Here is a 12,236-nt window from a genome sequence, read left to right as displayed (position 1 = left end):
GCCATCTGTAATATTCCCTCTTATCCGTATTGCCGCTTATAAGTTCGGGCATCGGAATTTTGCCGTGTCCTGCTAATTGCCCGTTCTCATCTGTTTCTGACCACGCTATATGGTTCGGATATGCGTTGACGTCTATGCCTATAACTCCATTTTCTTTTGTTACTGCAACTTCCGGAAAGTTTTCTTCGATCGCAAAGTAAGCATATACCTTGCCGTTTTTGAGCTTTAGCTCGACGGAATAAGGCTGTCCACAAGTGCTTATTGCCTCAAGCAATTCCTCCCGGCTCTTTCCTTTTTTACATCCCGCATGTATCCCTGCATATGCATACTTTCTTTCACCTACGTTGATTCTAAGTACTGCACCATTTTCATCTATCTCGATTCTCGTATTCAGATTTCCTTTCTTGCTCTTATCTCCCCGTGAGTAGAGATTGCCTTTTCTTCTTTCTTGCCACTCTTGTTGCAGTTTCTTATATGCATTTCCGTTTATGTGCCGCTTCTTGAGCTTTTCAAACAAACTCCTGCCACCGAAAATAACCTTGCTTGGATTTTCTCCTCTTTCTTTGCATGACTCAAGAACGCTTTTTGCCTTAATTATCGCATCATCTACATACCTCGAATTTAAATTGAAAATCCCTTGAAGTTCTCTTTTGAGTTCATTTCTGCTTTTACCTTCTAAAAGCCTGTTATATGCGAATCTTGCGCAGGATGACCATCTTCTCATAAGGTCTAATACTTCCCGCTTATCTTCGGTGCTTTGGAAAATCAACTTTGCCTGAATTGTTAACATGCCTTTACGCACCTCATTGTCCGTTATTACCGCTATAAGATCTCCTGGTAGTGCCGTATATTGTTTTCTTTTTTACACACTCAATAGTGTTAATCATCATCTAATTGAAACTATACCCTTTTGCATTACTATCTTCAACTGTTGTGAACCTCCCTGCATCGTGAAATTTCAAAATAAAAACGGAATAGGACATTTTTTGATATTATATGAAACCAAGGAAAGCCTGTCAATAAAGTAATTTTTATAAAAAAACATTAAAAATTATAAAAACCCCCTTGACAAAAAAGAATTTAAGATGTTAAAATAACGCTCAAAATATAAAATAGCCAATTGTGATGAAGGAGAGCAGGACGGCTGGCCGGTCAAAGAGAGCCGGGGAAGGTGAGAGCCGGTACCGAGCTGGCGTTCTTTCTCGCTCCTGAACAGCCCGGGTGAAAAAAAGTAGCCCGGAGCCGCTTTAGAGCGTTAAAGAATGAGGCCCGAAATAGAGCGTTTCGGGTAAAGCAGGGTGGTAACGCGAGGAAAACCTCGCCCCTGATACGGCATGTATCGGGGGCGGTTTTTTTTTACCAAAAAAGGGGTGGGAAGATGATGCGGATTACGGCGGCCGAAGCTTTGGTAAGGAGTTTGGAAGAAGAAAAAGTGGAAGTGGTCTTCGGTTATCCGGGAGGAGCGGTGCTAGAAATATACGATGCTCTGTTTTTTAACAAAAAAATAAAGCACGTGCTCACCCGTTCAGAACAGGCGGCAGCCCATGCGGCTAGCGGATATGCCAGAGTTTCCGGTAAGGTGGGAGTCTGTATAGCTACATCGGGGCCCGGTGCCACCAACCTGGTGACGGGCATAGCCACGGCCTACATGGACTCCATCCCAATCGTTGCCATAACCGGCCAGGTGCCGTTAAGTCAAATCGGCGGTGACATGTTCCAGGAAGTGGATATAACGGGAGCTACTGCTCCTTTTACCAAACACAATTACCTCGTTAAAAACGCCGGCGATATACCCAGGATAGTTAAAGAGGCTTTTCACATAGCCTCCACAGGTCGGCCGGGGCCAGTTCTCATAGATTTGCCTCGGGATGTGGCCCGGGAAAAAATAGACTTTACTTATCCCGAGGAAGTGTCTTTGAAAGGCTATAAGCCTACGCTGCAAGGCCATCCGCTGCAAATTGTCAAGGCTGTGGAGGCCATCAATAGTGCGAAAAGGCCGGTAATATTGGCCGGCGGCGGGGTGATATCCTCCGGAGCTCATGACGAGCTTATGAGACTTGCCGAAACCGCCGATATTCCTGTAACGGTTTCCCTGATGGGAATAGGCTCCTTCCCCTCGGAGCACCCTCTGTTTTTAGGAATGGCGGGCACCCACGGCATGCCGTGGGCGAACGAAGCTTTGAAAAAGGCCGATTTGATAATTGCTTTAGGTTGCCGGTTCAACGACAGATTAACCGGTGGGGCCGGCGGATTCAATAAGAATACAAAAATAATCCACGTGGATGTAGACCCTGCCGAGATTGGAAAGAATGTAAAGGTCGATATCCCCATCGTGGGAGATATAAAAAACGTCCTCTGCGAACTTTTAAAGAGAATAGAAAAGCGGTCCAGGAAAGATTGGAAGGATTATCTGGAAGGATTAAAAGGCGAGGATGTTGTGGAGGGCTGCGGTGATATTTCACCCTTGGACATAATCGGTGAACTTTACAAACAAACGAGGGGCGAGTTGATAGTTACCACTGACGTGGGAGCTCATCAGATGTGGACAGCCAGGTGCTATAAATTTAAGCACCCCAGAAGCTTCATAACCTCCGGTGGGCTCGGCACCATGGGTTACGGCCTTCCGGCGGCTATAGGTGCGAAAATCGCAAACCCCAACAAACAGGTGATTCATATCACGGGCGACGGCAGCTTTCAGATGAATTTTGCGGAACTTGCGACGCTCAGGGAAAACGACCTTTCGGTGAAGATAATACTCTTCAACAACAGGGGTTTGGGGCTCGTAAAGGAACTGCAGGACATTCACTGCGGGGGAAGGTATAGCCAGGTGCATTTCGGATTTCTTCCCGATTTTGTAAAGCTGTCCGAAAGCTACGGAATAAAAGCGTTAAGAGTCGAGAGCAAGAAGGAACTTGAAGAAGCGATTTCCACGATGCTTGAAGAAGAGGGTAGTTTTCTCTTGGAATGCATATTGACGATGGATGTACGGGTAAAGAGTATGCTAGGGAAGGAGGAGGCTTATGAAAGCCACGCTGGCAGTCTTGGTTGAAAACCATCCTGGGGTCCTCTCCAGAGTGGCCGGCCTTTTTGCCCGGCGGGGGTTCAACATCGAAAGCCTCGCGGTCGGCCCTACGGATAATCCGGAAATTTCCAGGATGACGATTGTGGTGGATGGGGATGAGAGGGTAATCGAGCAGATAAAAAAGCAGCTCAACAAACTGGTGGATGTGATAAAGGTGAGTTTCATAGAACCCGAAAATTCTGTGAGCCGCGAGCTTGTGATGATTAAAGTGAACACGGAACCCGAAAAGAGGTCCGAAATAATCGGCATAGCAGAAATTTTCAGGGCAAACATCATCGATGTCAGCAGGGATTCGATGATTATCGAACTTACCGGGGATAAGGATAAAGTCAATGCCATGGAGGAGATATTGAGGCCTTTCGGGATAAAGGAGCTTGTTAGAACCGGAATAATAGCGATGAACAGGGGTAGTAAGTGCATCGAATCTCCAGAACAGTAAAGGCGCGCCTGAAAAGGCGCAGAACATAAATCATAAAAAAATTTAGGAGGGGATTACTCATGGCGAAGATTTATTACGACAGCGATGCGGATTTAAAGGTCCTGCAGGGCAAGAAAGTGGCGATAATAGGATACGGGAGCCAGGGACACGCCCATGCCCTTAACTTGAAAGAAAGCGGCGTGGACGTGATTGTGGGGCTCTATGAAGGAAGTAAGTCGTGGAAGCAGGCAGAACAAGCGGGACTTACAGTGAAAAATGTGGCAGAGGCGGCTAAAGAAGCGGATATCATCATGCTTCTTGTGCCCGACCACGTCCAGCCAAAGATTTACGAAGAGCATATAAAGCCGCAGCTGAAGGAAGGCAAAGCCTTAGCTTTTGCCCACGGCTTCAACATAAGGTTTAACCAGATCGAACCACCGGAATACGTGGATGTATTCATTGTGGCGCCTAAAGGTCCCGGGCACCTTGTGAGGAGGATGTACGAACAGGGAGCGGGAGTTCCGGCACTGATTGCAGTCCACCAGGACTACAGCGGAAAAGCCCTGGAAATAGGATTGGCTTATGCAAAGGGAATCGGGGCCACAAGGGCCGGAGTGATAGAGACGACCTTTGCCGAAGAAACAGAGACCGACCTTTTCGGCGAGCAGTGCGTGCTCTGCGGAGGACTCACCGAACTCATCAAAGCCGGTTTCGAAACCCTGGTGGAAGCGGGATATCAGCCTGAAATTGCGTATTTTGAGTGCCTCAATGAGATGAAATTGATAGTGGACCTTATATACGAGGGCGGCATAAAATGGATGAGGTATTCGATAAGCGACACCGCCAAGTACGGAGACATTACGGTCGGAAAAAGGATAATAACGGAAGAAACCAGGAAAGAAATGAAAAAGGTATTGGAGGAAATAGTGAGCGGGGAATTCGCAAAAAGGTGGATTTTGGAAAATCAAGCGGGAAGGCCCGTCTACAAGACACTGCTTGCAAAAGATGCTGAACATCCCATCGAAAAAGTGGGCGAAACCCTCCGCAGTATGATGCCTTGGTTGAAAAAATAAAACGATCTGGGGGTCTTATTATGACCAAGAGGGTATGGATATTCGATACGACTCTGAGGGATGGAGAACAAACCCCCGGTGTAGCGTTAAACGCGAGGGAAAAACTGGAAATAGCAAGACAACTTGCGAAAATGAAAGTGGATGTAATCGAAGCAGGGTTTCCGGTAGCTTCAAAGGGGGATTTTGAAGCGGTGAAGGGGATCGCGGAAAACGTGAAGGGCCCGGTTATAGCGGCCCTCGCCCGGGCGAATTTCAGGGACATAGACACGGCCTGGGAAGCGTTGAAGAACGGCGAAAATCCGAGGATACACACATTCATCGCTTCTTCCCCCATACACATGAAATACAAACTCAAAATGACACCGGAGCAGGTGCTCGAGGCGGCAGCTGAGGCTGTAAAAAGGGCCAAAAGCTACACCTCTGATGTGGAGTTTTCCGCCGAAGATGCAAGCAGGTCCGACTTGGAGTTCCTTTGCAGGCTTTTTTCCACTGCCGTGAAAAACGGCGCGACGGTGATAAACATCCCCGATACAGTGGGTTATTCAACCCCTGAGGAATTCGGTGAACTGGTAAGGGTGCTCAGGGAGAGGGTGCCGGAACTCAACAACGTGATTGTAAGCGTACACTGCCACGACGATCTGGGAATGGCGGTGGCCAATTCCCTCGCGGCGGTGAAAAACGGGGCAACCCAGGTGGAATGCGCGGTTAACGGCCTTGGTGAAAGGGCGGGAAATGCGGCTTTGGAAGAAATTGTCATGGCTCTCGTAACCAGAAAGGACGTCTACAAAGTGGATGTGGGAGTGGATACCAGACAGATTTACCGCACCAGCAAACTGGTGAGCTCTCTTACCGGAATATACATCCAGCCCAATAAGGCGATAGTAGGTGCCAACGCCTTCGCCCACGAGTCGGGCATTCACCAGCACGGGGTGCTCGCCGAAAGGTCCACCTACGAGATAATGACGCCGGAATCGATTGGCCTTCCCTCCAACAGAATAGTGCTCGGAAAGCACTCCGGGCGCCATGCCTTTTTCCACAGGTTAAAGGAATTGGGCTATGACATTCCAGAAGAAGAAGCTTTAAAAGCTTTCGAAAAATTTAAGGACCTTGCGGACAAGAAAAAGGAAGTCACCGACGAGGATATAGAAGCTATTCTTGGAGAACAGGTGGTCAAGATTCCAAAAGTAATCGAACTTGAATACTTTCTGGTTTCCTGCGGCAACCAGTCTATTGCGACGTCCACCGTGCGCGTAAAAAAAGAAAACAAAGTAGTGGAGGAAGCGTCCACCGGAGATGGACCGATAGACGCCACGTACAAGGCTATTGACAGGGCTTGCGGCATAAGCTGCAAGTTGGTGGACTATTCGATAAAGGCGGTTTCCGGCGGAAAGGATGCCATGGGTGAGGTTGTGGTAAAAGTGGAAAGGGATGGCAGGATTTTCACCGGTCGCGGCCTCAGTACTGACATTATTGAGGCAAGTGCGTTGGCATACGTGAATGCCCTGAACATAAGCTTTATGAGCAATGGGGAATCCAATTCGCAGTGAATGTGAGACCGGCAAAAAACGGAGGAGATATCTATGAAGATGACCATAAGCCAGAAAATAATAGCATACCACTCGGGAAGAGATTACGTCGAGCCGGGAGAGTTCGTCTTTGCCGATGTGGATCTGGCTCTGGCCAATGACATAACGGGTCCCGTGGCCATTTCGGAATTTAAAAAGGCAGGGGGAAGCGAGGTTTTCGATAGGGATAAAATAGCCCTAATTCCAGATCACTTCACACCGTGCAAGGACATAAAGTCTGCCGAACTTTGTAAGGCTCTTCGCGAATTTGCAAGGGAGCAAAGAATCACCCATTACTACGAAGTGGGCAGGATGGGAATAGAACACGCGCTTTTGCCCGAAATGGGACTGGTGCTCCCGGGGGATTTGGTAATCGGAGCTGACTCCCATACGTGTACCTACGGCGCCTTAGGTGCTTTTTCGACGGGAGTGGGGAGCACCGATTTGGCCTTTGCCATGATGACGGGCAAATGCTGGCTGAGGGTGCCTGAATCGATGAAGTTTGAATACGTGGGAAAGCCGAATCCCTATGTCACCGGGAAAGATTTGATATTGTACACCATCGGGGATATAGGGGTGGATGGAGCACTTTATAAATCCATGGAATTTGCCGGGGAAGCCCTGAAGTTTTTGTCGATGGATGAAAGATTTACAATGACCAACATGGCTGTGGAGGCGGGCGCAAAAAACGGTATAATGGAGCCCGACGAAAAGACGCTGGAATACGCGAGAAAAAGAGGAAAAAGGGAATTTAAAGTATTGAGAAGCGATGAAGGAGCGCCTTACGTCGATATCAGAACTTACGATGTATCGCAGATAAATCCGCAGGTGGCAAAACCCCACTCTCCGGACAACGTGGTGGACGTATACGAACTTGCCGATGTAAAGATAGACCAGGTGGTGATAGGTTCCTGCACCAACGGAAGGCTTGAGGACATGAGGATGGCGGCCCGGGTGTTAAAAGGAAAAAAAGTTCATCCCGAGGTGAGGTTGATAATTATTCCGGCTACGCAGGAAGTGAGCCTTCAAATGGTGAAGGAAGGCATAACGGAAGTATTTCTGGAGGCGGGAGCGGTGGTGAGCACACCCACTTGCGGGCCCTGCCTGGGCGGCCACATGGGAATACTGGCGAAAGGAGAGAGGGCTGTGGCGACCACCAACAGGAACTTCGTAGGGAGGATGGGGCATCCCGAAAGCGAAGTGTACCTTTCCAACCCGGCGGTGGCGGCGGCGTCGGCGGTGCTGGGGCGGATAGCCCATCCCGAGGAGGTAGTGAGAGGATGAAGTTTACCGGAAGAGCCTGGGTATTCGGCGACAACGTGGATACCGACGTTATTATTCCGGCAAGATACCTGAATACCGTGCAGCCGGAAGAACTTGCCCTTCACTGCATGGAGGATATCGACCCGGAATTTGCAAAAAAGGTGAAAAGGGGCGATATAATCGTCGCCGGGAGAAATTTCGGCTGCGGAAGTTCAAGGGAACATGCGCCTCTTGCCATAAAAGCTGCTGGTGTGAGCTGCGTAATCGCCAAATCCTTCGCCAGGATATTTTACAGAAATGCCATAAACATAGGACTTTCGGTACTGGAGTGCGAGGAGGCAGCGGAAAACATAAAAGAAAATGATCTGGTGGAGGTTGACTTAGAGAGAGGAATCATAAAAAACCTGACTTCTGGCAAGGAATTTGCCGCAAAGCCTTATCCTGACTTCATCGAAGAGATAATTAGAGCCGGAGGCCTTTTGAATTACGCCCGCCGGGGAGGTCAAGGCCGTGTATAATGTGGTCCTCCTCCCCGGGGATGGTATTGGCCCCGAGGTGATGGCGCAGGCGAAAAAAGTTTTGATGGCCGTTTCAGAAAAATTCGGCATAGCGTTTAACCTGAAAGAGGCGCTGGTGGGGGGAGCTTCGATTGACGAAATGGGGGTTCCCCTTGCTGATGAAACCTTAGAACTTTGTATGAAATCCGATGCTGTTCTTTTCGGTGCGGTGGGAGGTCCCAAGTGGGACCACCTCCCAATGGAACTGAGGCCCGAAAGGGCCATACTGGGACTAAGAAAGGAACTGGACCTTTTTGCAAACCTGAGGCCCGCCTTTTTAATTCCGTCGCTTGCCGCGAAATCACCGCTGAAAGGCGAAATTCTGTCGAAGGGCGTAGACATTCTCGTGGTTCGGGAGCTCACGGGTGGTCTTTACTTCGGGGAGCCTAAGGGCATAAAGGTCAGGGATGATAAAAGGATAGCTTACGATACACTGGTGTATACCGAGGATCAAATAAGAAGGGTTGCAGAAATAGGTTTTAGAGTTGCCCAAAATAGGAAAAAAAAGCTCTGCCTTGTGGATAAAGCCAACGTACTTGAAAGTTCCAGGCTTTGGCGCGAAGTGGTTTCGGAAGTCACAAAAGAGTTTCCGGACGTGGAGCTTTCCTATATGTACGTGGATAACTGTGCGATGCAGCTTGTGGCAAATCCAGGCATGTTTGACGTAATCCTCACGGAAAATACCTTCGGAGATATTTTGAGCGATGAAGCGGCGGCCATTATTGGCTCCATAGGACTCATGCCTTCGGCCAGCCTGGGAGATAAAAAGCCGTATCTTTACGAGCCGGTTCACGGTTCGGCCCCCGACATAGCGGGAAGGGGCTAGCAAATCCTATAGCGATGATACTTTCTGCAGCTATGATGCTTGAGCTGTCATTCGGATTGAAAGAGGTTGCCGTAAAAGTAAAGGAGGCAGTGATAAGAGCCCTAGATGCAGGATATGCTACGTCTGACATAGCTTTACCCGGATCCAAAATTGTATCTTGTGAAGAAATGGGAGATATCGTGGTTTCTTTTCTTGCAAAATAAAGATTTTTGTTGTATAATCAGACACAATAAATTATCTATAATATTTATGATAGAGCATAAACGGCGATGAAGAGGACAGTAGGTAACTTCCCGAGGTTACAGAGAGTCGGGCAAGGTGAGAGCCGATACCGAGGGATTTACCGAAAATCACCTCCGAGCTGCCGGGGTGAAACTGAGTAGCTCCGGTCGGGGCCCTTTTGTAGGGAATAGGCACCCGTTAAAGTGCCGGGTATCGGACCGTGAGGTCCCGTACCTGCCGAGGTCCGCACCGTGAGGTGCGGATGAAGAGGGTGGTACCGCGAAGGCCCTTCGCCCCTTATTTTATAAGGGGCGAAGGGCCTTTTTAATTTGGCAAAAACTTAAACTTTTTTAAGAGGTGGAAAAAGAGATGACTGGAGCGGAAGTACTTTTAAAAGCCCTTGAAGAAGTAGGGGTTGAGGTTATATTCGGATTTCCGGGAGGAGCTGTGCTTCCCATATACGATGCGCTTTACAATAACAGGAAGATAAAGCATGTAAGGACTGTCCACGAACAAGGGGCTGCCCATGCAGCGGACGGTTACGCCAGGGCGACAGGCAAAGTAGGGGTGGTTATAAGCACTTCCGGACCGGGTGCCACCAACCTGGTGACGGGCATAGCCAACGCGTACATGGACTCCGTACCTATGGTAGTGCTAGCCGGTCAGGTTTCTACCGATTTGATAGGGAAGGATTCCTTCCAGGAAGTGGATATCTGCGGAATTACCCTGCCGATAACAAAGCATAGCTTTATGCTGAGGGATAAAAGGGAAATTTTGAAAACCGTGAGGGAAGCTTTTCGCATAGCAAAATCGGGTAGGCCGGGCCCTGTCGTCATAGAACTGCCGAAGGATATTATGGCTTCGGAAACTAATATGGAAGAACAAAAAGAGGATTTTGACTTATCCTTTAGGGTTCTTTCTGAAAAGATAAATTCTTCACACGATGAAAAAGAAAACCTGGAAATAGCTGTCGAAATGATAATGAAGTCGGAAAGGCCGGTAATTTATGCCGGCGGCGGTGTGAAATTATCAGGCGCTTCTTCGGCTTTGAAAACTTTTGCAGAAAAAATATGCTGTCCCGTCACAACCACCCTCATGGGGATTGGGTGTTTTCCGCATAATCACGAGCTTTACCTTGGGATGCTGGGGATGCACGGCACTCCCTGGGCGAATCTTGCGGTTAGCGAATGCGACCTTTTGGTGGCGGTAGGAGCCCGATTCGACGACCGGGTGACGGGGAAGACAGATGAATTTGCAAAAAACGCAAAAATAATCCACATCGACATAGATTCAGCAGAAATAGGCAAAAACGTGAGGGTGGACCTTTCTCTGCACGGGGACGCTAAGGAGCTTTTGTCGAGACTCATTGAAATTGTTCCCGAAAAACGCCACGGTGACTGGCTAAAGAGGATAGAGTATTTTAAAAACAAGTATTTATTAAGAGATTCTAGAAGAGAATTGACCCCCAGATATGTAATAGAGGAGATAAACGAACTCACCGAAGGCAAGGCGATAATAGCGACGGAAGTGGGACAGCACCAGATGTGGGCTGCTCAATATTACAAATTTGAAGATTCTTCGAGTTTCATAACATCAGGGGGCCTCGGGACCATGGGCTTTGGGCTCCCTGCGGCCATAGGGGCAAAAGTTGGAAGACCGGATAAGGTTGTTTTCGATATAGCGGGTGACGGAAGCTTTGAGATGAACTGCCACGAGCTTTTGACCGCACTGAGGTACGATATACCGGTAATAGTAGTGGTTTTTAACAACAGGAGCCTCGGGATGGTCCGGCAGTGGCAGGAGATGTTTTACGGCGGCAGGTTTTCCCATTCGGACTTGGGGGATGTGGCCGATTACGCAAGAATTGCCGAAGGTTTCGGTGCCGCCGGATACAGGGTTACGAGGAGTGACGAGGTGCGCGAGGCAATAAAAAGGGCGATAAATGAGGAAAAACCGGCGGTGGTTGAGGTAGTGATAGATAAGGACGAAAAGGCCGTTCCCATAGTCCCTCCTGGGAAACCTATATACCAGATGCTGGGAATAGATTGATATGATAGAAAAAAAATTGATGTAATTGAGAAGGTTTCTGATATAATTAAACTGTCGGTATAGTGAGAAAAAAATAAAAGTACAAGGAGGGATATTTTTTGAACGAGGAGCGACTCAAAAAAATTCTAAAAGAGATGGAAAGGCAAAACGTACCGCAGCTTGTAATCTCCGAGCCCGCTTCGATATTTTATCTTACGGGAAAGTGGATACATCCTGGCGAAAGGATGCTTGCGCTTTATATCGACGCCGGTGGAGAGTGCAAGCTTTTTCTCAACGAGCTTTTCCCCGTCAGCGAAGATTTGGGACTAGAAAAAATATTTTTTAACGATGTAGAGGACCCCGTGGAGCTTCTCTCAAAGCACGTAAAAGAAGGGGAAACTTTGGGTGTGGACAAAAACTGGCCTGCCCGGTTTTTATTGAGGCTCATGGAATTTAAGAAGGGCTGCAAATTTGTCGTGTCGGATATAGTCGACAGGGTGAGAATGAGAAAAGATCCGTCGGAAATAAACTTGATGCGGGAATCTTCGAAAATCAACAGCGAAGCTGTAAAGAAAATTTTAGAACTGATACCGGGAGGGCATACCGAAAAAAAGATGGGACGGATGCTCCTTAAAATTTACGAAGATTTAGGGGCCGACGGCTTTTCCTTCGAGCCCATTATCGCCTACGGTGCGAATGCTGCAGACCCCCACCATGTCCCAGGGAACTCTACCGTAAAGGAAGGGGACTCTATCATAATAGATATCGGCTGCGTAAAGTATTCCTACTGCTCCGACATAACCAGAACGGTGTTTTATAAGAAGGTCTCAGAAGAAGCAAAAAAGATATATAATATAGTGCTGGAAGCCAACATGAGGGCGATTGAGGCGGTAAGACCCGGCGTGAGATTTTGCGATATAGATGCCGCTGCGCGAAACTGCATCGAAAGTGCAGGCTACGGCCGATATTTTACCCACCGAACGGGGCATTCCATAGGGATAGAAGTTCATGAGCCGGGAGACGTTTCTGCAGCGAATATGGAGAGGATTGAGGCCGGCATGATATTTTCGATAGAACCGGGGATATATATTCCGGGAAAGCTTGGGGTAAGGATAGAAGACCTCGTAGTCGTAACCGATGAGGGATGCGAAGTGTTGACGATGTGTGATAAGAATCTTACCGTTATTGAATAATTATTGACA

At 48.3% G+C, this 12,236-nt stretch carries 8 protein-coding genes, 2 pseudogenes and 1 other annotated feature; of the genes and pseudogenes, 9 read left to right on the top strand and 1 reads right to left on the bottom strand.

Annotation, left to right across the window (positions count from 1 at the left end; translation table 11 throughout):
- Positions 1-790 (bottom strand): annotated as a pseudogene (locus AN618_RS06735) (IS200/IS605 family accessory protein TnpB-related protein); the annotation flags it as partial.
- Between the two features lie 588 nt (positions 791-1,378).
- Here AN618_RS06735 and ilvB (AN618_RS06730) point away from each other — a divergent pair.
- The 9 genes and pseudogenes from ilvB (AN618_RS06730) (at position 1,379) to AN618_RS06690 (ending at position 12,227) form a co-directional block, all read left to right on the top strand.
- The gene (gene ilvB / locus AN618_RS06730) at positions 1,379-3,049 is read left to right on the top strand and encodes a biosynthetic-type acetolactate synthase large subunit (RefSeq protein ID WP_245628435.1); all 1,671 of its coding nucleotides are present in this window, start codon (positions 1,379-1,381) and stop codon (positions 3,047-3,049) included.
- A complete protein-coding gene (gene ilvN / locus AN618_RS06725) occupies positions 3,021-3,521 on the top strand; it encodes an acetolactate synthase small subunit (protein ID WP_066353382.1) in 501 nt (166 codons plus the stop codon). The genes ilvB (AN618_RS06730) and ilvN overlap by 29 nt, the downstream gene beginning before the upstream one ends.
- A gap of 59 nt (positions 3,522-3,580) precedes the next feature.
- The gene (ilvC, locus tag AN618_RS06720) at positions 3,581-4,573 is read left to right on the top strand and encodes a ketol-acid reductoisomerase (RefSeq protein ID WP_066353381.1); all 993 of its coding nucleotides are present in this window, start codon (positions 3,581-3,583) and stop codon (positions 4,571-4,573) included.
- Between the two features lie 20 nt (positions 4,574-4,593).
- Positions 4,594-6,120: a 2-isopropylmalate synthase gene (locus AN618_RS06715; protein ID WP_066353379.1), complete on the top strand. Its 1,527-nt coding sequence runs from the start codon at positions 4,594-4,596 to the stop codon at positions 6,118-6,120.
- A gap of 33 nt (positions 6,121-6,153) precedes the next feature.
- Positions 6,154-7,422 carry a 3-isopropylmalate dehydratase large subunit gene (leuC, locus tag AN618_RS06710; protein ID WP_066353377.1) on the top strand — a complete coding sequence of 423 codons (1,269 nt, stop codon included), beginning with the start codon at positions 6,154-6,156 and terminating at the stop codon, positions 7,420-7,422.
- The gene (gene leuD, locus AN618_RS06705; RefSeq protein ID WP_066353375.1) at positions 7,419-7,919 is read left to right on the top strand and encodes a 3-isopropylmalate dehydratase small subunit; all 501 of its coding nucleotides are present in this window, start codon (positions 7,419-7,421) and stop codon (positions 7,917-7,919) included. The genes leuC and leuD overlap by 4 nt, the downstream gene beginning before the upstream one ends.
- A 40-nt stretch (positions 7,920-7,959) precedes the next feature.
- Positions 7,960-8,987: pseudogene (gene leuB, locus AN618_RS06700) on the top strand (3-isopropylmalate dehydrogenase).
- A 57-nt stretch (positions 8,988-9,044) separates the two neighbouring features.
- Positions 9,045-9,307 (top strand) — a binding site (T-box leader).
- Positions 9,308-9,375: 68 nt separating this feature from the next.
- Complete coding sequence (ilvB, locus tag AN618_RS06695; protein WP_066353372.1) at positions 9,376-11,055, top strand: biosynthetic-type acetolactate synthase large subunit; 1,680 nt, start codon at positions 9,376-9,378, stop codon at positions 11,053-11,055.
- Between the two features lie 98 nt (positions 11,056-11,153).
- A complete protein-coding gene (locus AN618_RS06690) occupies positions 11,154-12,227 on the top strand; it encodes a M24 family metallopeptidase (protein ID WP_066353371.1) in 1,074 nt (357 codons plus the stop codon).
- The last annotated feature ends 9 nt before the right edge of the window (positions 12,228-12,236 follow it).

The organism is Fervidicola ferrireducens, assembly GCF_001562425.1.
GTDB lineage: Bacteria > Bacillota > Thermosediminibacteria > Thermosediminibacterales > Thermosediminibacteraceae > Fervidicola > Fervidicola ferrireducens.
The sequence above is the reverse complement of the archived record's forward strand: the minus strand, read 5'-3'. Positions and strand labels throughout refer to the sequence as shown.

Coding starts and splice junctions, on each gene's coding strand:
- ilvB (WP_245628435.1), top strand. CDS start 1,379: ATGATGCGGATTACGGCGGCCGAAGCTTTGGTAAGGAGTTTGGAAGAA.
- ilvN (WP_066353382.1), top strand. CDS start 3,021: ATGAAAGCCACGCTGGCAGTCTTGGTTGAAAACCATCCTGGGGTCCTC.
- ilvC (WP_066353381.1), top strand. CDS start 3,581: ATGGCGAAGATTTATTACGACAGCGATGCGGATTTAAAGGTCCTGCAG.
- AN618_RS06715 (WP_066353379.1), top strand. CDS start 4,594: ATGACCAAGAGGGTATGGATATTCGATACGACTCTGAGGGATGGAGAA.
- leuC (WP_066353377.1), top strand. CDS start 6,154: ATGAAGATGACCATAAGCCAGAAAATAATAGCATACCACTCGGGAAGA.
- leuD (WP_066353375.1), top strand. CDS start 7,419: ATGAAGTTTACCGGAAGAGCCTGGGTATTCGGCGACAACGTGGATACC.
- ilvB (WP_066353372.1), top strand. CDS start 9,376: ATGACTGGAGCGGAAGTACTTTTAAAAGCCCTTGAAGAAGTAGGGGTT.